Annotated in this window: 19 protein-coding genes and 1 pseudogene; 7 read left to right on the plus strand and 13 right to left on the minus strand. The window is 68.0% G+C overall.

The window, feature by feature from the left end; all coding sequences use genetic code 11:
• Window positions 1-3 precede the first annotated feature (3 nt).
• The 4 genes from ACIBO2_RS21515 to ACIBO2_RS21530 form a co-directional block, all read right to left on the minus strand.
• A complete protein-coding gene (locus tag ACIBO2_RS21515; RefSeq protein ID WP_358551500.1) occupies window positions 4-2,964 on the minus strand; it encodes a UPF0182 family protein in 2,961 nt (986 codons plus the stop codon).
• Window positions 2,965-3,096: 132 nt separating this feature from the next.
• Window positions 3,097-4,143 (minus strand): PDZ domain-containing protein, encoded by a 1,047-nt coding sequence (locus tag ACIBO2_RS21520; RefSeq protein ID WP_358551502.1) that lies wholly within the window; start codon window positions 4,141-4,143, stop codon window positions 3,097-3,099.
• Between the two features lie 10 nt (window positions 4,144-4,153).
• Entirely contained in the window at window positions 4,154-4,579 is a 426-nt protein-coding gene (locus ACIBO2_RS21525) for a molybdenum cofactor biosynthesis protein MoaE (RefSeq protein WP_358551504.1), read from the minus strand.
• A gap of 17 nt (window positions 4,580-4,596) precedes the next feature.
• Entirely contained in the window at window positions 4,597-5,670 is a 1,074-nt protein-coding gene (locus tag ACIBO2_RS21530) for an NAD-dependent epimerase/dehydratase family protein (RefSeq protein ID WP_357944621.1), read from the minus strand.
• A gap of 79 nt (window positions 5,671-5,749) precedes the next feature.
• Between ACIBO2_RS21530 and ACIBO2_RS21535 the strand changes: the two genes are divergently transcribed.
• Genes ACIBO2_RS21535 through ACIBO2_RS21545 form a run of 3 tightly spaced genes read left to right on the plus strand, consistent with a single transcriptional unit; the run spans window position 5,750 to window position 8,585 of the window.
• Window positions 5,750-7,003 (plus strand): zinc-dependent metalloprotease, encoded by a 1,254-nt coding sequence (locus tag ACIBO2_RS21535; RefSeq protein ID WP_358551506.1) that lies wholly within the window; start codon window positions 5,750-5,752, stop codon window positions 7,001-7,003.
• A complete protein-coding gene (locus tag ACIBO2_RS21540) occupies window positions 7,000-7,560 on the plus strand; it encodes an NUDIX domain-containing protein (protein ID WP_358551507.1) in 561 nt (186 codons plus the stop codon). Before ACIBO2_RS21535 ends, ACIBO2_RS21540 begins: the two co-directional genes overlap by 4 nt.
• A 35-nt stretch (window positions 7,561-7,595) precedes the next feature.
• Window positions 7,596-8,585 (plus strand): endonuclease/exonuclease/phosphatase family protein, encoded by a 990-nt coding sequence (locus ACIBO2_RS21545; RefSeq protein ID WP_397298619.1) that lies wholly within the window; start codon window positions 7,596-7,598, stop codon window positions 8,583-8,585.
• Here ACIBO2_RS21545 and ACIBO2_RS21550 read toward each other — a convergent pair.
• The 3 genes from ACIBO2_RS21550 to ACIBO2_RS21560 all read right to left on the minus strand — a co-directional run bounded on the left by ACIBO2_RS21550 (window position 8,572) and on the right by ACIBO2_RS21560 (window position 10,543).
• Window positions 8,572-9,156: a DUF2064 domain-containing protein gene (locus ACIBO2_RS21550; RefSeq protein ID WP_358551511.1), complete on the minus strand. Its 585-nt coding sequence runs from the start codon at window positions 9,154-9,156 to the stop codon at window positions 8,572-8,574. The two genes, ACIBO2_RS21545 and ACIBO2_RS21550, sit on opposite strands and share 14 nt — an antisense overlap.
• Window positions 9,153-9,668, minus strand: coding sequence for a M48 family metallopeptidase (locus tag ACIBO2_RS21555; RefSeq protein WP_397298621.1), 516 nt, complete (start codon window positions 9,666-9,668; stop codon window positions 9,153-9,155). The genes ACIBO2_RS21550 and ACIBO2_RS21555 overlap by 4 nt, the downstream gene beginning before the upstream one ends.
• Before the next feature lie 68 nt (window positions 9,669-9,736).
• Window positions 9,737-10,543: an enoyl-CoA hydratase-related protein gene (locus ACIBO2_RS21560; RefSeq protein ID WP_358551515.1), complete on the minus strand. Its 807-nt coding sequence runs from the start codon at window positions 10,541-10,543 to the stop codon at window positions 9,737-9,739.
• Between the two features lie 192 nt (window positions 10,544-10,735).
• On the opposite strand from ACIBO2_RS21560, the gene ACIBO2_RS21565 reads away from it, so the two are divergent.
• Window positions 10,736-12,082 carry a thiamine biosynthesis protein ThiF gene (locus ACIBO2_RS21565; protein WP_358551517.1) on the plus strand — a complete coding sequence of 449 codons (1,347 nt, stop codon included), beginning with the start codon at window positions 10,736-10,738 and terminating at the stop codon, window positions 12,080-12,082.
• 61 nt (window positions 12,083-12,143) lie between these two features.
• Window positions 12,144-13,478 (plus strand): AarF/UbiB family protein, encoded by a 1,335-nt coding sequence (locus ACIBO2_RS21570; protein ID WP_358551519.1) that lies wholly within the window; start codon window positions 12,144-12,146, stop codon window positions 13,476-13,478.
• Window positions 13,479-13,690: 212 nt separating this feature from the next.
• On the opposite strand, the pseudogene ACIBO2_RS21575 reads toward ACIBO2_RS21570, so the two are convergent.
• Window positions 13,691-14,109: pseudogene (locus tag ACIBO2_RS21575) on the minus strand (enolase C-terminal domain-like protein); the annotation flags it as partial.
• Here ACIBO2_RS21575 and ACIBO2_RS21580 point away from each other — a divergent pair.
• Entirely contained in the window at window positions 14,033-14,335 is a 303-nt protein-coding gene (locus tag ACIBO2_RS21580) for an FCD domain-containing protein (RefSeq protein ID WP_397298624.1), read from the plus strand. The pseudogene ACIBO2_RS21575 and the gene ACIBO2_RS21580 overlap by 77 nt on opposite strands.
• Window positions 14,336-14,474: 139 nt before the next feature.
• Here ACIBO2_RS21580 and ACIBO2_RS21585 read toward each other — a convergent pair whose 3' ends face one another.
• A complete protein-coding gene (locus tag ACIBO2_RS21585; protein WP_397298626.1) occupies window positions 14,475-15,110 on the minus strand; it encodes a TetR/AcrR family transcriptional regulator in 636 nt (211 codons plus the stop codon).
• 70 nt (window positions 15,111-15,180) lie between these two features.
• Between ACIBO2_RS21585 and ACIBO2_RS21590 the strand changes: the two genes are divergently transcribed.
• Entirely contained in the window at window positions 15,181-15,780 is a 600-nt protein-coding gene (locus tag ACIBO2_RS21590) for a hypothetical protein (RefSeq protein WP_358551525.1), read from the plus strand.
• Between the two features lie 668 nt (window positions 15,781-16,448).
• Here ACIBO2_RS21590 and ACIBO2_RS21595 read toward each other — a convergent pair.
• The 4 genes from ACIBO2_RS21595 to tesB form a co-directional block, all read right to left on the minus strand.
• Window positions 16,449-16,643, minus strand: coding sequence for a hypothetical protein (locus ACIBO2_RS21595; protein ID WP_225300576.1), 195 nt, complete (start codon window positions 16,641-16,643; stop codon window positions 16,449-16,451).
• 43 nt (window positions 16,644-16,686) lie between these two features.
• Complete coding sequence (locus ACIBO2_RS21600; protein WP_358551527.1) at window positions 16,687-16,956, minus strand: WhiB family transcriptional regulator; 270 nt, start codon at window positions 16,954-16,956, stop codon at window positions 16,687-16,689.
• A gap of 125 nt (window positions 16,957-17,081) precedes the next feature.
• Window positions 17,082-17,348, minus strand: coding sequence for a hypothetical protein (locus ACIBO2_RS21605; protein WP_358551529.1), 267 nt, complete (start codon window positions 17,346-17,348; stop codon window positions 17,082-17,084).
• Between the two features lie 98 nt (window positions 17,349-17,446).
• A complete protein-coding gene (tesB, locus tag ACIBO2_RS21610) occupies window positions 17,447-18,331 on the minus strand; it encodes an acyl-CoA thioesterase II (RefSeq protein WP_358551531.1) in 885 nt (294 codons plus the stop codon).
• Window positions 18,332-18,620: the final 289 nt, after the last annotated feature.

Here is an 18,620-nt window from a genome sequence, read left to right on the forward strand (position 1 = left end):
AGGCTACGTACCGCCTGTCGGCGTGGGGGTTGCGGTGGGCGTCGGGGTGGCGGAGGTCGACGGTGACACCGTGGGTGACGCCGACGGGGAAGCCGTAGGTGACGGCGTCGGGGTGGTGGCGGTGGACGGCAGAGCGCCCAGCCCCTCCAACGCCTTCAGCGCGTCTTGCAGCCGCTTCTGGGCCTTGCCGTACTCGTCCCAGTTGGGCGGGCTTGACTGCAGGGCCTTCTGGGCGTCGTTGTAGGCGCTCTGCGCGCTGTCGATCGCCGACTTCAGAGCAGTGGTGTTCTGGTTGGGTTTGGCCTGCTCGTTGTTGGGCGTAGTCTGCTGCTGCTCTCCGCCGAACACCTGTTTCAGCGCGTCCTCGAGGGTGCGGGCGACACCGATCTTGCTGCCGAACGACACCAGTACGCGCTGCAGGATCGGATACGGCTCCTGCCCCCCACCGGCGGCGACCTGGATGTACACCGGCTCGATGTACACCAATCCCCCGGCATAGGGCAGAGTCAGCAGATTTCCGTATCTGACCGACGAGGCACCCACGCCCAACAGGTTGAGTTCGCCGGCGAATCGGCTCTGGAAGGCGTTCTGTGCCTGTCCGGGGCCCGGAATGGGGGTATTGGATGGCATTCGCAGGATGCGCAACTTGCCGTAGTCAGGGCCGGCCACCGAGTCGACCGCCATGAAGGCCGCCAGGTTGGGCCCCGATTTCGGGACGAACGTCGTCGTCAGCGAGAACGTCGGCGCCGGATTCTGGTCGGGCATCGTGGTCGTCACGTAGTAGGGCGGCTGCTTGGTGTTCGTGTCGCCCTGTGACGGGTCACTCGGGATGTTCCAGAAGTCCTGGCCGCTGTAGAAGGCGGCGGGGTTGGTGATGTGGTAGCGCGACAGGGTGTAGCGCTGCACCTTGAAGAGGTCTTCCGGGTAGCGGACGTGGGCCTTGAGGTCGGCGCTCATCTTCGATTCCGGCTGGATGATGCCGGGGAAGGCCTTGCTCCAGGTCTTGAGCACCGGGTCCTTGTCGTCCCAGGCGTACAGCGTGACCGTGCCGTCGTAGGCGTCGACGGTGGCCTTGACCGAGTTGCGGATGTAGTTGACCTTGTCCTGCGGCTGCTGGGCGACCACGCGGCGGTCGGTGTTGCGGTCGCGGGTCATGTCGCCCAGGCTCTCGCTCTGCGCGTAGGGGTATTCGTTGGAGGTCGTGTAACCGTCGATGATCCAGGTGATCCGACCGTCGACGATCGACGGGTAGGGGTTGCCGTCGAGGGTCAGGAATGGCGCGACCTTCTGGACCCGTTCGCGCGGGTTGCGCACGTAAAGGATCTTGGAGTTGTCGTTGACGTCACCCGAGAGCAGGATGTTCTTCTCGCCGTACTTGGCCGCGTAGACCAGCCGGTTGAGGAACGAGCCGACCGGGACACCGCTCTTGCCGGTGTAGGTGGTGTTCTTCTGCTCGGTGCCGCCCGTTTCCGGGTAGTCGAGCTCCTGCGGGTTGTTCGGGTTACCGCCGGCGATGACGTATTCGTTGGACGCCGGGCTCTCACCGAAGTAGACCCTCGGCTCCTTCAGCTTGGTCGTGTTGACCAGCGGGCCGACGACCGGCATGTCCTTGGCGTCGTAGTCGGGCAGGCCGCCGGAGTCGACCTCGTTGCCGGGCGCCGCCACGATGCCGTAGCCGTGGGTGTAGACGAGGGCGTTGTTGATCCAGTTGTTCTGGCCCTCGGGTGCCCCGAGCAGCTCGCGTACGCCGACGACGTGGTCGACCTGCTTGCCGCTGGCATCGGGATAGCGGTCGACGTCGAGCTGGGCGGAGAAGCCGTAGAAACCGCGGATGCGCTGGGTCTGCTCATACGTCGCCGAGACCAGCGCGGGGTCGAGCAGCCGGACGCCGGACACAGAGGCGTCGCCGCCGGTCTGGACCTTGGTCGGGTCGGCCTCCGCCGTGTAGGGCAGGATCTCCGTCTTGTCGACGTTGTACGACGCCCGCGTGGCGTCGATGTTGCGCTGGATGAAAGCCGACTCCTTGAGCTGCTGGTTGGGCTTGACCTGGAACTGCTCGACCAGCGCCGGGTAGACGCCGCCGATCAGGATGGCCGAGAGCACGAGCAGGCCGAAGGAGACGCCGGGCAGCATGCCACCGGGGCGTATGACTCCAGCGAAGAACAGAGCGGCGCAGATCAGCGCGATGATGGCCAGGATGGTCTTGGCCGGGAGCACCGCGTTGACGTCGGTGTAGGAGGCGCCGTGGACGAAGCCGCGGTCGGAGAAGACGAGCCCGAAGCGGTCGATCCAGTAGGCGACGGCCTTGAGCAGCACGAACACACCGAGCAGCACCGACAGGTGGGCACGCGCCGCGCGGGAGGCGTGCACGCCGGGTGACTGCAGCCGGAAGCCGCCGTAGAGGTAGTGCGTGATCCCCGCCAGGATGATCGAGATGATCACGGCGGTGAACAGGAAGTTGAGGATCATCCGGATGAACGGATAGTCGAACATGAAGAACGACACGTCCATCCCGAACAGGGGATCCTTCGTGCCGAAGGGCACCCCGTTGATGAACTGCAGCCAGGTCGTCCATTCCCCGGCGAACGACGAGCCCGCGAAGAGCGCGAGCAGGCCCATGCCGACGATGAAGATCAGCTTGCGGTGGGGGTCGAGCGCCATCCGATAGCGGTCGGCGCCACTGCCGCCACCGAACATGGCCGGGCCGAACATCGGCCGCATCCGGAAGGCCAGCAGCATGTTGCCGCCGGCGATGCCGACCATGAGCACCGCTCCGACCAGGAACAGCACGATCTCGGTCAGCAGCACGCCGGAGAAGACCGAGGTGTAGTCGACTCCAGGGTCGACCGTGTCGAACCACAAATAATCGGTATAAATACCGGAAAATAGGAAAAATAGCGCCACAATCGCCACGAGCGCGATCGCAACTGGAAGAAGCAGTCGCGGTCGGCGGGGCAAACGCATTGCCCTGCCGCCGGCTCCTGGGGTCCGGAAGCTCAAGGCCAACCCCTCGTCGTGATGAACAAACGGTCCGTGTCTGGCAACCTACACCGCTGTGCCAGCCGTACGGCTAACGGATGGCATTCGCCAGAAGTTTCATCCAGCAGCGCAAGCGGGCACATCGCCCTTGCCGGTGCGCAGCGCCTCAAGCGCGCCCACCGCGGCGTGCAATGTCTCGGCCTTCACCAGGCGGAGGCCGTCGGGGACGGCCTTCATGGCCTCGGCGCAGTTGTCCGGCGGGGTGAGGAACACGGTCGCGCCGGACTTGCGGGCGCCGACCATCTTCTGGGCGATGCCGCCGATGGGTCCGACCTCGCCCGACGCCTGGATGGTGCCGGTGCCGGCGATGTCCTTGCCGCCGGTGATCTCGCCGGGGGTCAGCTTGTCGAGGATGCCGAGCGAGAACATCAGCCCCGCGCTCGGCCCGCCGACGTCACCCACGTTGATGTCGACCTTGAACGGGAACTTGTAGCTCTCCTGCATGATCACGCCCACGACGGCCTGGCCATCCTTGTCCGCCACGGTGGGCACGCTGACCTGGCTCTTGTCCTTGCCCCTCGTGACGGTGAAAGCCACGGCGTCGCCCGGCTTGTGCGCCTTCACGGCGTCGCTGACGGTCTTGACGTTCACTACCGGCTTGCCGTCGACCTCGCTGATCTCGTCGCCCTGCTTCAGCTTGCCGTCGGCCGGCTTGCCCTTCTGCGTGGACGCGACCGAGACCTTCATGCCGAAGGGGATCTTGAGCTCGGTCAGCGCGGCCGCGGTGGCGAAGTCCTGGGAGTTGGTCATCTCGACCGTGTTCTCCTCCTCGACCTCCTTGGGCGAGCGGGACTTGGGGAAGATGGTCTCCTCGGGGACGACCGCGACGGTCGGATCCACCCAGCCGCGCAACGCGGTCAGCAGATCGATCCTGCTGCTCGGCCCACCCTGGTAAGCCACCGTGACCAGGCGCAGCGCGCCCTTTGTGGGGAAGGTCTGATGCCCGCTGATCGTGATCACGGGCTTCTTGTCGACCTCGCCGATGGTGTTCTCGGTCGGCCCAGGACTCAGTACGACGTACGGCACGGGCAGGAAAGCCCCTGCGACACCGAGCGCTAGCACGAGGAAACCCGCAACCAGCAGGGTCAAGGCGCGTCGCGACATGAAGACGAGCTTATTGGCAGGCGCCGACCCACTCGGCCGACCCGTCGGCGAAGATTTGGTGTTTCCAGATCGGTACCTGGGACTTGAGGTCGTCGATCAGCCTGCGCGACGCCTCGAAAGCCTCGCCCCGGTGCGGGCACGCGACCGCGACGATCACGGCGATGTCGCCGAGCTTCAGATCGCCGACCCGGTGCACGGCGGCCAGGGCGGTGACCGGGAAGTCGGCGGCCACCTTCTCCGCCACCTGCCGCAGCGAGTCGAGGGCCGAGGGGTGCGCCGAGTAGGAGAGCCCGGTCACGGGCTTGCCGTGGTCCTGCTCGCGCACGGTGCCGACGAAGAGTGTGGTGCCCCCTGCCGCGTGGTCCCCCACAGCGGCCAGCACCTCGTCCACCGAGAGCGAGGTCTCGCGAATCCCGAGCAACCGGATGACGTCCACGAACAGAGCCTACATAGTCACAGGCGGCGCTTCTTGCGCACCTGACGGACGATGGCGGCGGTGCCGATGACCGCCACCGTGGCACCCGCGGCGGTGAGCGTGGCCTCCTTGACCGGCAGCCGCCTGCCGACCACGGTCGTCCTGTTCTCGCGCAGCTCCAGGAGCTGCTCGAACACGGTCTCGTTGGTCCAGGCGGGCTTCCACCCGGCCTCGCGCAGCGCCGTGCAGTCGACGACCCACGGATAGACGACGTAGTGCAGGTCCGTCGCGGGCGCCGGGGTGATGCCCAGCCGGTGCAGGCGCTGCGCCGTCCCGAAGGTGAGGCCGGCCGGCAGCTCGAAGCGCCGCAATCCGGACAGCTCCTCGACCTGCTCCTGCTCCAGCCAGCCGTCGGAGCCGACGGCGGCCACGCCCGTCACCACGCCGCGCGCGGCCAGCTCCAGCGCCGTGATCAGGTCGTCGACGTGGCAGAACTGCCAGCGCGGCGAGCAACCCTTGACGGTGAGCAGCCTCGGCGACTCGAAATGGCGGGTGATGACCGTGTCGATGCCGGGGCCGACCACGGCCGCGGGCCTCAGCACGGTCACCTCCAGGCCGGGGTGGCTCCGTGACGATCTGCGTACGAGCGCCTCGATCTCCAGATAGTCGCCCACGACCCCCGTGTCGGGTTCGGCCGCGACCGGGGACTCCTCGGGCAGGGGCACGTCGTTCTCGGGCGCGGCGCCGTACACCATCGCGCTCGTGACCAGCACGACGCGCCGGACGCGCGCGGCGGCGCTGGCGGTGAGCACCGTTTGCGCAGCTCGCAGATTGTACGCGCGCCGCTCGGCGGGATCGGAGTCGACTGCGTAGTCACCGGCCAGGTGGACCAGGACGTCGATGTCGGAGATGCGGTTCGCCAAGAGCGGATCTCGTACGTCGATCACTCTCCACGTGGCTTCCTGGACGTCACCGCGTTCCTCGTCAATGGCCACCACCCTGCGGAAATCCGCGGAGGATACGAGCTTTGCTAGCAGCTCGCGGCCGATGCCCGAGGCGGCCCCGGTGACGGCGACGACGGGGTGGCGCGGGCGTTTCGAGGTAGGCACCAGGTCCTCACTTTGCACTGATCCGCCGTAGGACGACTAACGTGGCGGATGTGGACTCCTCCATCCTGCACGAGGTAGAGCGGTGACTGACCTGCCAGGTCGCGAAAACGACCCCAACGAGAACCCGTTCGCCATGTTCGGCAACCCTGAGCAGATGGCTCAGGCGATGCGCCAGTTCGCCGACATGCTGTCGGCGCCCCAGGGCTCCGGCCCTGTCAACTGGGACATGGCCAAGAACATCGCCCGCCACGCCGTGGTCGCCGAGAGCGATCCGAGCGTCATGGAAGGCGAGCGCCGCCAGATCGTGGAGGCGCTGCGCCTGGCCGATCTGTGGCTCAACGAGGCGACGACGCTGCCCAGCGGCGTGTCCAACCCGCAGGCGTGGAGCCGGTCCGAGTGGATCGAGAACACCGTCCCCGTGTGGCGCACGCTCTGCGAGCCGATCGCCGCGCGCATGGTCGAGACCATGGGCGGTGCGCTCGGTGGCGCGGGCCTGCCCGCGGAGGCCCAGCAGATGGCCGGGCCGCTGATGGGCATGCTCAAGCAGATGGGCGGCATGATGGTCGGCCAGCAGATCGGCCAGGCCCTCGGCTCGCTCGCCCGCGAGGTGATCGGCACCACCGACATCGGCCTGCCGCTGTCCGACACGGCCGCGCTGCTGCCCGGCGGCGTCGCGTCCTTCAGCCAGGGCCTCGACAATCCCGCCGACGAGATCCGGCTCTATCTGGCGCTGCGCGAGGCCGCGCACCACCGGTTGTTCCAGCACGTGCCGTGGCTGCGGGCCAACCTGCTCGGCGCCGTCGAGGAATACGCCAGGGGCATAACGGTCGACACCTCGGCGCTCGAAGAGCAGATCCGCGGGCTCGACATCAACAACCCCGAGGCCATCCAGGAGGCGTTGAGCGGCGGCGCGCTGCTCAAGCCCGAGGAGACCGAGCGCCAGAAGGCCGCGCTGGCCCGCCTGGAGACGATGCTCGCCCTGGTCGAGGGCTGGGTGGCGACCGTGGTCGACGACGCCGCGGAGGGCAAGCTGCCCTCCGCCGTCGCCCTGGCCGAGACCGTACGCCGGCGCCGCGCGACAGGCGGTCCCGCCGAGCTGACCTTCGGCACGCTCGTCGGGCTGGAGCTGCGGCCCCGGCGGTTGCGCGAGGCGGCGGCGCTGTGGCGGGCGTTGAAGGAGGCGCGCGGCGTCGACGGGCGTGACGCGCTGTGGGGTCACCCCGACCTGCTGCCGCACGCCGAAGACCTCGACGACCCCGAGGCGTTCGTCCGCGGCGAAGCCGCCTGGGACATCTCCAAGCTGGAGGCCAAGCCTGACGAGGACGACCAGAGTTGAGCCTGCGCCAGGACGCGGTGGCCGCGCTCTCCGACTGGACCGCGCCGACGCCCGGCGAGGAGTCGCTGCGCGCCGAGTTCCTCGATCACCTGCGCACGCATGACGACGCGATGCTGCGCGAGTGCGTGCCGGGCCATCTCACGGCGACGACCGCGGTGCTGTCGCACGACGGCGCGCGGGTGCTGCTGACGCTGCACCCGAAGGCCGGTATGTGGCTGCCGATGGGCGGACATTGTGAGATCTCCGACACCTCCCTCGCGGGCGTCGCGTTGCGCGAGGCGGTGGAGGAGTCGGGCATTCCCGGTCTGGAGCTGTTGCCCGGGCCGCTGGCCCTCGACAAACACCAGGTCTGGTGCCATCCCCCGCACAGCTGGCATCTCGACGTGGAGTACGCGGCCGTGGCCCCGGCGGGCGCCGAGGCGGTGATCAGCGAGGAGTCTCTTGACCTGCGCTGGTTCCCGATCGAGGAGATCCCGGAGCTCTCCGACGAGGCGACGCGGCGGTTGGCCGCACGTGGCCGCGTGGCGCTGACGGCGGACTCACGCGCGCTTGGTTAGAGTCCGCGTGGGCCGTACCGTTCCGAGGGGGTTATGTGCACACCGAGAGCTCAGTCGGCGGCACGATCGTTACACCCGCCCGCAAACGGCGTAAGTTCACCGGCACCACGCTGACCTGGCTGGCTCTGACGCCGTTCGCGGCCTGGGCACTGACCAGAGTGGCGGGGCTCGAACGCGGCTCGCTGGCCACCCAGCTCATGACCGCCACGCCGTACGCCGCCGCGGGCTCGCTCGTCCCGCTGCTGATCGCCGCGCTCAGCCGCAAGCGCGCCGCGACCGCCGTGGCGCTGCTCACCACGACCGCTTTCGGCTTCGCCGTCCTGCCAAGGGCCCTGGGTACGGCCGACACCACAGTGGGCCGGCCGTTCCGGGTGCTCACCATCAACATGCTGTTCGGCAGGGCCGACCCGCAGACGATCCTCGACCTGGTGCGCCGCTACGAGCCTGACGTGCTGAGCACCCAGGAGCTCACGCCCGACGGCGTCGAGGCGCTCGACACGGCCGGGCTGTCCGGGTTGATGCCCTACCGGGTGCTGCAGGAGGAATGGTCCGCGAGCGGCAGTGGGCTCTACTCCAAGCATCCGCTCAAGCCGATCTACAACCTGGTGCCGCCGGTCGGGCACAACATGCCCGCGGCGATGGTCTCGCTGCCCGGCGGCAAGCCGGTGGAGTTCGTGGACGTCCATCCCTTTCCGCCGCTCGGCCCCCAGGTGACGCAGTGGATCGAGGCGCTGGACGGGCTCCCCGCGGCTTCGGGTGACACCGTGCGCGTCCTGGCGGGCGACTTCAACGCCACGCTCGATCACACGCCCATGCGCCGGCTGCTGTCCCGCGGCTACAAGGACGCCGCCGCCCAGGTCGGGGCGGGGCTGATCCCCACCTGGCCGGCCAACAAGCGGGTGCCGCCGATCATCACGATCGACCATGTGCTGGTGGACCAGCGCGTGGGCGTGAAGGAGGTCAGCGTGCACACCGTGCCGCGCACCGACCATCGGGCGGTGTTCGCGGAGCTCAGCGTGCCTTGAGCAGGGCTCTTAGGTTGTCCCAGCCCTCCAGGCCGGGGTCGAGCCGGGTGAGGTCCTCGGGGGTGCGCAGGCGGTGCCAGCCAGGGCCGGTGGCCACCATGCGGCGGCCGGGCGCCTGGGCGCGCAGGGTCGTCACCGGGTCGGGGTCGTCGAGGTCGGGGTCGGCCCATTCGGGCATGGGCAGGCCGCAGGCCAGCGCCACGGCCCCGCCGTCCTCGGCCGGACAGAGCGTGATCTGGGCGCGGCCGAGCTCGCGGAAGAGCTTGCCGACCAGCAGGGGCGGCAGGTCGGGCGCGTCGGCGCCGATCACCACCGCCTGATCACCGTCGAACCGACTCATGATGGCCTTGAGCGGTTCGTCCTCGTCGATCGTGAGCACTTCGGTGCCGGGCCAGACGATCGCGTCGAGCCCCGGGACGCTGGTGACCAGGACGGGGGTGACGAGTTGGAGTCCGGCGACCATCTCGTATGTGTCCTCGGCCATGGCCTCCAGGAACTCGTCCGGATCCATGCCCTCGGGGGCGGCCTGCGCCATGCTCTGCCGTACGAGGACCGCGGCTATGCGCGTCAACACTCCTCCGGTGCCGTGTTGGCGGCGGCGGAGAATCCTTCGAGGAACCCGCGCGCCCGCTCCGCCTTGGGATATTGTTCGACCAGCGCCCAGAACCTGGCGCCGTGACTGGGGACGAGCAGATGTACGAGCTCGTGGATGATCACGTAGTTGATGACCCACTCAGGTAGACCCTTGAGGCGGGTCGAGATCCGGATCGTGCCGTTCTCCGGGGTGCATGATCCCCATCGATGCTGCTGATTGTCCACCCAGCGCACGCTGGCCGGCATGGCCCTGCCGTGGAGATACTTCGCCGACAGCTCTTTGGCCCGCTCCAGGAGTGCCTCGTCGGTCGGTCTTCGCCGGTTCTCCTTGGCCGCAAGCCGATCGAGCATCCGGCTCACCCATTCATCAGCGTCTTCGCCGCTCAGCCAGGCGGGCAGGAGCACGATCGTCTTGTCGCCGTCGCGGTAGGCGGAGACCGTACGCCGGCGACGAGAACTGCGACGGACCTCGACTGTCTCGGGGGGCACATATGCACGTTAGCCGAGACTGGCGAAATTCCACAGAGGGGGAGAGGTTGTTTCTGCTGGTCAGATGATTAAGACCCGGTGAATTTGGGCATGCGCCTTTCCCGATGCGCGGCCAGTCCCTCGATCATGTCGGCAGATGCCATGGTCACCGGCTGGGCGAGAGACTCCCAGCGCAGAGCGGCGTCCAGGTGTTGATGGTCCTGGTTCAGGGCGACCTTGGTGAGTCTTGTGGCAATCGGGGCGTTCTGCGCGATGGTCTGGGCGATGGCCTCTACTTCCGACATAAGGTCATTTTTCGGGAAAGATTGATTTATAAGACCTTTAGCGGCGGCTTCCGGTCCCATGACCGTGCGGCCGGTCAGCAGCATCTCCCTGCCGAAGGCGCCCGCCCTCCTCGGCAGCAGGTACGTGGCCGCCATCCCGGGATGCAGACCGAGCTTCGTGAACGGGGCCAGCAGCTTGGCGTCGTCGGCGGCGTACACGAGATCGCAGGCCAGCGCCACGCACAGACCCGCCCCCACCGCCGGGCCGTTGACGGCGGCGATGGTCGGCACCTCCAGCTCGGTGATGGCCAGCCAGGTGCGGTAGAAGGCGAGCATCCGGTCACGCAGCTTCGGCACCGTCTCCACCCCCCGTTCGCCCAGCCAGGACAGATCACCGCCGGAGGAGAACGCGGTGCCGGCCCCCGTGACGATCACGCAGCGGACGCCGGGGTCGACGGCCAGGGCGGCCATGGTCTCGCGCCACTCGTCGGTCATGCCGTCCGTCATGGCGTTGCGCCTGTCGGGGCGGTTGAGGGTGATCAGGACGGTTCCGTCGTCTCGGCGATCCACCAGGAGTTCGTTCGTGGGGGTTGTGGGGTTCGTGGCGTTCATGGGCTGAGCGTAACGGCGGGGAGTTGTCCACAGGGGGTGCGACTGTTCGACGCTCGGGGCCTTGGTGGCGGCGAGAGTTATCCACAGACGGACTCAACCATTAGGCCCGCGAGACCCTGATGACGGAGAGTTATCCACAGGCGGCTTGTAAGTCGCTCGGGATCTTGGTTCGGGGTGGCAGTCTTGCCCGCCATGAGGCCACGTGTGAAGCCCGCCCTCCGGCGGATCGTCCGCGACGAGCAGACCTTGCAGCTGGGGGCGCATCCCCTGCGGGCCGTCCTGGTGACGGGTTCGGTCCACCGGTGGGTGTCCGGGCTCGACGGCACCCGCGACCTGGGCCAGGTGCTGCGTGACGGGGCCGCCGCCGGTCTGGCCGAGGCGGACTGCCGGGCGGTGCTGGATCGGCTCGCCGCGCAGGGTGTGCTGGAGGACGCGGCGCTCCCACCCATTCGCCTATCTCTCGGGGAGCGTGATCGCCTGGCTCCTGACCTGGATGCCCTCGACCTGGGCGGTGGCTCGTTCACTCGGCGACGGCGGGCGCGGGTGCGCGTCTACGGGGCCGGGCGGGTGGGGGCGCAGGTGGTGGGATTGCTGGCGGCGTGCGGGATAGGGGCGATCCGCGTCTTCGACGAAGGGCCGACCCGGCCGTGCGACCTCACGCCGGGTGGGCTGACGTGGTCGGAGCTGGGCATGAGCCGCCAGGACGGGGCGGTGGCGCTCGCCCGCCGCCTCACCTCCGGCGGCCCACTGCCGCCGGCCTCGACACTGGCGGGTCCGGCTGCTCCACGCCCGATGACTCCAGGCCCAACTGCCCGAGGCGCGGCCGCCCGAGGCACGACCGCACCGGGACCGGCGTCCCAAGGCCCGGCGCCCCGAAACCGTGCGGCTGCGGGCCCGGCCGCCCGAGGCCCGGCCAGTCCAGAGCGAGCCTCCCAAGGCCCGGCCGCTCCAGGACAGGCGTCGCGTTCCCGTACGGCGTCCCGGATGCCGGACGGCGCCGCGCTTCCCGGCACGCCCTCGATGCCGTCGACCGACGCGCGGGCCGGTGGACCTCACCTGGGTGATGGCTCCGACCGTCCCGACCTGGTGATCCTGGCCCCGGTCACCCCGCTGGACGGCGTACTGGTCAACGACTTGACCGTCCTGTCCATCCCCCACCTGCTAGTGTCCGCCTTCGAGGGCCACGGCTCCGTGGGACCGCTCGTCCTCCCCGGCGAGACCGCCTGCCTGCACTGCCTCGATCTGGCGCGCCGCGACGCCGACCCGGCGTGGCCCATCGTCACCGCGCGACTGGGCGGCTACCCACCGGGCGAGATCGCCTGCGACGCGACCCTGGCCACGCTGGTGGCGGCCGCCGCGACGGGCCACGCGCTCGCTTACATCGACGGTCGCGACCCTGTTGTGACCAACGGCACATTGGACGTCATGCCTGATTGGCAGTGGAAAACCAGGTCATGGACCCAGCATCCGCAATGTCGTTGTATGCGAAACCATCCGTATCGCCCAGAATGGTCATGTCAGTCGCAAGCGATGGGCTGACGCAGTACGGGGAACCTCGAAGGGGGGAAGCGGTGTCTCAGCCACGATGCCGCGCTTCAGTGTGAGCGATCTGCCGCGCCGCGCCGTAACGCGTTCCGCCAAGCTGGCCACTCTTCCACTCGGCTACGCCGGCCGCGCCGCTCTGGGGCTGGGCAAACGGATCGGCGGCAAGCCGGCCGAGATCGTCGCCCAGGAGATCCAGCAGCGCACCGCCGAACAGATCTTCAAGGTCCTCGGCGAGCTCAAGGGCGGGGCGATGAAGGTCGGGCAGGCACTGTCCATCTTCGAGGCGGCCCTGCCTCAGGAGATCGTCGGGCCCTATCGCGCCACGCTCACCAAGCTGCAGGAATCGGCTCCGCCGTTGCCCGTGGCCACGGTCCACAAAGTGCTCACCGAGCAGCTCGGTGACGATTGGCGCGACTATTTCGACTCGTTCGACGACCGGCCGACCGCCGCCGCCTCGATCGGCCAGGTGCACCGGGCGGTCTGGCATGACGGCCGCGACGTGGCGGTGAAGATCCAGTATCCGGGTGCGGGCAAGGCCCTGCTCGGCGACTTCGCCCAGCTGTCGCGGCTCGGCAAGCTCTTCGGTGTGCTGATGCCCGGCCTCGACATCAAAGCGGTGCTGGCCGAGCTGCGCGAGCGCATCGCCGAGGAGCTCGACTACCTGCGCGAGGCCGAGGCCCAGCACGCCTTCGCCCTCGGCTTCATGGACGACCCCGACTTCCACGTTCCCGACGTGGTCGCCGCCAATGAGATGGTGCTGGTCACGGAGTGGATGGACGGCACTCCCCTGTCCCAGATCATCGCCGACGGCACCAAGGAGCAGCGCGACCACGCGGGGCTGCTCTTCGTCCGCTTCCTGTTCTGCTCCCCGGCCCGGGTCGGCATGCTGCACGCCGACCCGCACCCCGGTAACTTCCGCATACTCGACAACGGCAAGCTGGGTGTCCTCGACTTCGGCGCCGTCAACCGCCTGCCCGACGGCTATCCCAGGTCCTTCGGCCAGCTGACCCGCATCTTCAACCAGGGCGACATGGACAGCGTGGTCGCGGGCCTGCGCGCCGAGGGCTTCATCCGCCCTGAGATCGAGGTGGACGGCGACGCCCTGCGTTCGTTCCTCTCCCCCTACGTCGAGCCGACGGCGGTCGAGGAGTTCACCTTCAGCCGCGAATGGTTCCAGGCCCAGGCGGCCAGTGTCACCGACTTCCGCCCCACCAACGTGGTCCGCCAGCTCAACCTGCCGGTCTCCTACGTGCTCATCCACCGGGTGCACGCGGCGGGCGTCGGCGTCCTCTGCCAACTGGGCACCACGGCCCGCTTTCGAGACGAAGTGATCCGCTGGGTCCCAGGCTTCGCCGACGACCCCGACGACGAGGCCCTGCCGGTCAGCTGAGCCCGGATGTGGCCGCTCGATGGTTGGCTGAGCCCGAATGTGGCCGCTCGCCGTACACGATGGCAAGCAGGCAGCCACAGGTAACCAGTCGAGCCGTCGGGGCGGATGGGCAGGAGGCGCTCCCAGTGGACGTAGTCGTCCGCTTTCAGCGCGGCCTCGTCGATCTCTCTCCCCCAGCCGGGCCGATCCGGGCGTAGCTCCAGATAACCGTCCACGGGCAGGTACGGATCCGGGCACCAGGTCGTCTCGCAGGGCTTGTACTCCAGCATCTTCAGCCCATGATGCGAGGCGGCGAAGTGCACGTTCACCGCCGTCGCCAGCGGGCCCATCGGGTTGTGCGGGCCACGGTCACGAAGTGGGCCTCGGTGATCGCGGCGATCCCGCGTATCTGCGCGAGGCCGCCGACCACGCAGATGTCCGGCTGGACGATGTCGGCCCCGCCCGCCGCCAGTAGAGCGAGGAAGTCCTGCGGCAGGAACAGGGACACGCCGGTAGCCAGGGGCACGTCGAGCTGGGCCCGCAAATGCCCCCGGGCGGGGATGTGCTCCGGCCGGATGGGCTCCTCGAACCACAGCGGGTCGTACGGGGCCAGCGCGTTCCGGAGTTGGATCGCCTGGCGCGGCTCGAAGATCCGGGCGTGCGCGTCGAAGGCTTACTCCCACTTGGGCGGGCTGATCGAGCGGATCTCGGCGGCGGCTTGGGGCGGGGTGCCGACGTGGGAGCGAGAGGCCGAGGAACACCGCCAAATCCTCCAGGCTGCCCAGTCCGGCTCCGCCACTGAGGCCGCCGCCTTGCTACGCGACCACATGCGCTGCTTCGTCGACCGCGTGAAGGACAGCGGCGGCTTGGAGGGATAGACCCCCCACCGGCAGGCGGCCGGTCACGACCTCTGCATCACGGGCCGGGGAGCCGTACGGCTTTTCGAACAGCGGCCCGATCACGACCGGTTGAACAGCGGCCCGATCATGACCGGTCGAACAGCGGCCCGATCAGGGCCTACCGAGCAGCGGGTCGGTCCCCTCCCGGTTGGCGCATGCCTCTGAGCAGAGCGCTCACCCCGTCGGCCAGCACACGCGCGCCCTCCTCACGCGAGTCCAGAAACCAACCGGGCAGCGGACTACGCAGCGAGCAGGTGAGCTCGATGCTGACGAGGCCATGGATCGTGGTCCACACCAGGTATGCCATCCGGGTGGGCTCTTCTGAACCCGCCATGGTCTCGGTGAGCAGGCTGAATGTCCGCCCAAGGGCGTCCTGCCGCAGCTCCGGCGAGGGGTCGAAGTCAGGCAGCGGCCGCTCGAACATCAACGCGTAGAGCGCCGGATCGGCCAGCGCGAACTCCCGGTATCCGTAGGCCACCGCCATGATCCGCTCGAACGGCTCCGCTTGACCGTCGAGCGAGCGCAGCAGCACCTCCTGCAGCACGTCGAACCCGTACCGATAGATCGCCTCAAGCAGCCCCGCCCGTCCGCCGAAACATGTGTAGATGCCCATCGTGGACGTCCGCGCTTCCTCGGCCACACGGCGGAGCGTCAGATGCGGCGCCCCTTGCTCGCGCAGAACGCGCACGGCCGCGTCCAGCAGGTCGCCGCGTAATTCGCCGAGTTCTTTCGAGGCGCTTACATCTCTCTGCACCCTCTAACTCTAAGGGGCTATAACGCGCATGATAACGAGCGTTATCGCCTACGGAGAAAGGGACTCCGACATGCGTTCATCGGCTCTCTACCGGGCCACTGCGACGGCCGGGTTCGCCTGTGCCGTGCTGCTGCTGGTCAACGTCCTCCGCCGTGCGGGTCTGATTCCGGAAACAACGCTCACCCACGCCATCGCCCCATTCGGCGCGTTAACCGGCTTACTCTCGATCACCGGCCTCTACCTGCTCATTCGCAATACAGCCGGCACCCTCGGCCTGATCGGCTACCTGCTCAACGCCGCGGGACTGGCCGGCGCCTACGCGATCGAGTACACCTTGCACTACGTCTTCCCCCTTCTGGGCGGAACCAAGGTGAATGAACTGCTGGTCGGAGGCACCGGCCAGGCATTCCTCGCCACTTCGGTCGTACTGTTGGCGGGAGTCCTGACCTTCAGCGCGGCGGCCCTACGAGCAGGCACGCTGCCGGCCCTCGCGGTCGTGCTCTATGCGGCCGGCATGATCCCCGGGGCGCTGCGGGGCATGGTCCCGCTCCCGGTCTATCTGATCGGCCTGGCAGTGGCCGCGGCGGGAATCGCCTGGATGTCGGCCCGTCTCTGGTCGGCCCAGGAGGAAGCGGCGCTACTTCCCGCCGGACGGCGAATGCCCGCTTGAATTTTCCGGAATAGCCCGCCCGTTGAAGGTGAGGATGACCTTACCTTCAACGTGGGGGTCAGCGTGGACGACGATCGGGGCCATGACGGGAAGAGTCGGAGGCATTGCCGACTCCTCTCGTCCAGTTGGTTCCCATGTCCCATGGAATGTCTCGCCGGAGCGTGTTGCTCGCTGGATCAACGGTTGGCGCCTCTGCGGGCGCACCCAAACTCGCCGCCGCCGGCTCGAAGGTCCCGATGATGCGATCGCGCTCACCCGGGTGACGGTGATCGATGCGACCGGAGCGCGGCCCCGGCCTGACCAAACGGTGGTCATCAGTCGCGGACGCATTGCCGCGATCGGCCGACGTCACGAGGTGCCATCACGCGGGCGAGCGACGCTGGACAACGCTCATTCGAGCACTTATTGGGCACGCTGTTCGCGACATCGGACCGCGAGGCCGAATTGCTGCGGGCGACCCGACGACCGTAGCGACCCCGATCAGTGGTTGCGGATGCGTCGGCCCCTGAACGCGAACAGCGGCCGGGCGCTGGATGCGCCCGGCCGCTCACTCACTCCGCGTGGATCAACGCAACAATTGGCTGGCTAGATCAACCGCGTGGAAAAACCGCTGGATCAACTAAGAGCCCGCAACGGGAGATCCTGCGCCGGCGGCAGGATCTCCCGTGTCAGACCTCCTGGCCAAGAGCCCGGCTGAGGCGCTCGTTCGCCCGCTCGACATCGCGGCGTGCGCGCTGCACACGACGGATGCGGGCGGCGAGACGCTGCTCCTCGGCTTCGCGGTGGAGGGTTTGTATTCGGTCGTTTACCAGTTCATGGTAGAGATACGGCACCTTGAGGCTCCTCGTGGAGAACGGATTCATCTGTCTGTCTGCTTTCTGCTCGAAGGGGACGGCGGATTGTTGGTCAGGCAGCGACCGGGTGCTTCCGCGGACGACCGCGGGGCCGCTTGCGGGGAACGACGGCTCCCCGGAGGATCAGTTCGCCGCCCCAGACGCCCCACGGCTCCTCGCGCTCGAGCGCGCGGGCCAGGCAGGCCTTCTGGATCGGGCAGCCGCCGCAGAGCGCCTTCGCGAACTCCACGTCCTCCGGCGACTCGGCGAACCACAGGTCAGGGTCGGTACGACAGGGGATCTTGGCTTCGTCGATCAGGTCCATGATCGTCATCGCCCCCATCACGTTCTCCTTCTGATCGATCTTTTTGATCTTGGTCGGGCACCTCGTGGGTGGTGGGGGTTCGCGGACAAACAAAGAGGCCGCGGATCCGTCTGCGGATCCGCGGCCTGGAGGCTTGTTGCCGGTCAGGTTATGACCGGCACATCCCTCCAGGGATGCGGACCACGCAGTCCACCCTTGGTGATCTGCTGGGTCGGCAATTCACTAGCTGCTGCCATGTACACGAGAGCGCTCGGCGCGGCCGCGGCGTAGCGGGCATGCGCGAACACGGCGGGCTCCTGGCGACGGGCAGACTTGTCCTGTCGCGGCTTGGCCGGCCCATCGGCGAGCCTCACCAGGTCACGACATGCGAAGGCGAGCCACGGCGTGGCCGACATGTTGATGCTGATCACTGGGACTCACCTCCACTCATGAGATCGTCGGACAGGACCTGTCCGACTCGCTTGACCATGACCCTAAACCGGGAACCGAAGAACCGGCAACATATTTTCTACCTGCGATTTTGTGACTTTGTCACGCGGATCATGGCCTCCTGTACGACGGAGACGACGAGGTCACCGGACGCAGTGAACATCTCACCCCGCGCAAGCCCCCTCGCTCCCCCGGACCAGGGGGACTCATGTGCGTAGAGCAACCAGTCGTCCGCCCTGAACGGCCGGTGGAACCACATCGCGTGGTCCAGCGAGGCCCCCATGACATCGGACGCGCCCCACGCCATGCCATGCGCCAGCAAGATCGTGTCGACCAGCGTGAAGTCGGACGCGTAGGCGGCCAGCACCACGTGCAGCAGCGGATCGTCAGGGAGATCCGCGTCGTAGCGGAACCACACGTTGGTCTCGGCGCTGCGCAACTCGGGGTTGCGGTGTGCCTCCCACGTCAAGGGCGAGGCATAACGCGCGTCGACCGGCCGCGGCCGAGACAGCCACTCCTTGTATTCGGAGTTGTCGCCGACGATCTCCGCCATCCGCTCCTGAAAGGTCGCAAGCGTCGCAGGATCGGGTACGGCCGGCATCACGGACGCCTGATGCTCGACGCCCTCCTCGAAGATGTGGAACGACGCGGACATGGTGAAAATGGCCTTGCCATGCTGGATCGCCTGGACCCTGCGCGTGGTGAAGGACCGCCCGTCACGCACCCGCTCGACGTTGTAGACGATCGGGATGGACGGGTCGCCGGGGCGGATGAAGTAGGCGTGCAGCGAGTGCACGTTCCGGTCGGAAGGCACGGTACGGCCGGCGGCGACGAGCGCCTGCGCGGCCACCTGACCACCGAAGACGCGCTGAATACGCTCCTCCGGGCTACGGCCACGGAAGATGTCGAGCTCGATCTGCTCCAGGTCGAGCAGGTCGAGCAATTCCTTCAACGCCTCGTTCACGAATCCCCCTACCAACCACCATTAGCCCCTAAGTCTGGCGTGCCCTCACACCTCCCACCAACCCGGCACCCCTTTACCGCGGATCTCCCCCAGAGAACAGGCGGGGGTCGGTACGCCACGCGAAGGGCTGAACGGATGAAGCGGCCCGGCAGCGGACCACGGACACGGCCAAGGGACGCGACGTAACGGCGGCCCGCCGGGGAAGCTGGTAACCGTATCCCTGGAGGGCCCCCAGCCACGTACGGCGGTTGGCGCCCTCCCGTGCCTGCCGTACAAAAAAGCCGTATAA

It is taken from the genome of Nonomuraea sp. NPDC050022 (genome assembly GCF_044460705.1).
GTDB lineage: Bacteria > Actinomycetota > Actinomycetes > Streptosporangiales > Streptosporangiaceae > Nonomuraea.

Coding starts and splice junctions, on each gene's coding strand:
- ACIBO2_RS21515 (WP_358551500.1), bottom strand. CDS start 2,964: ATGCGTTTGCCCCGCCGACCGCGACTGCTTCTTCCAGTTGCGATCGCG.
- ACIBO2_RS21520 (WP_358551502.1), bottom strand. CDS start 4,143: ATGTCGCGACGCGCCTTGACCCTGCTGGTTGCGGGTTTCCTCGTGCTA.
- ACIBO2_RS21560 (WP_358551515.1), bottom strand. CDS start 10,543: ATGAACGCCACGAACCCCACAACCCCCACGAACGAACTCCTGGTGGAT.
- ACIBO2_RS21565 (WP_358551517.1), top strand. CDS start 10,736: ATGAGGCCACGTGTGAAGCCCGCCCTCCGGCGGATCGTCCGCGACGAG.
- ACIBO2_RS21580 (WP_397298624.1), top strand. CDS start 14,033: ATGGGCTCCTCGAACCACAGCGGGTCGTACGGGGCCAGCGCGTTCCGG.
- ACIBO2_RS21590 (WP_358551525.1), top strand. CDS start 15,181: ATGCGTTCATCGGCTCTCTACCGGGCCACTGCGACGGCCGGGTTCGCC.
- ACIBO2_RS21595 (WP_225300576.1), bottom strand. CDS start 16,643: ATGAATCCGTTCTCCACGAGGAGCCTCAAGGTGCCGTATCTCTACCAT.
- ACIBO2_RS21600 (WP_358551527.1), bottom strand. CDS start 16,956: ATGGGGGCGATGACGATCATGGACCTGATCGACGAAGCCAAGATCCCC.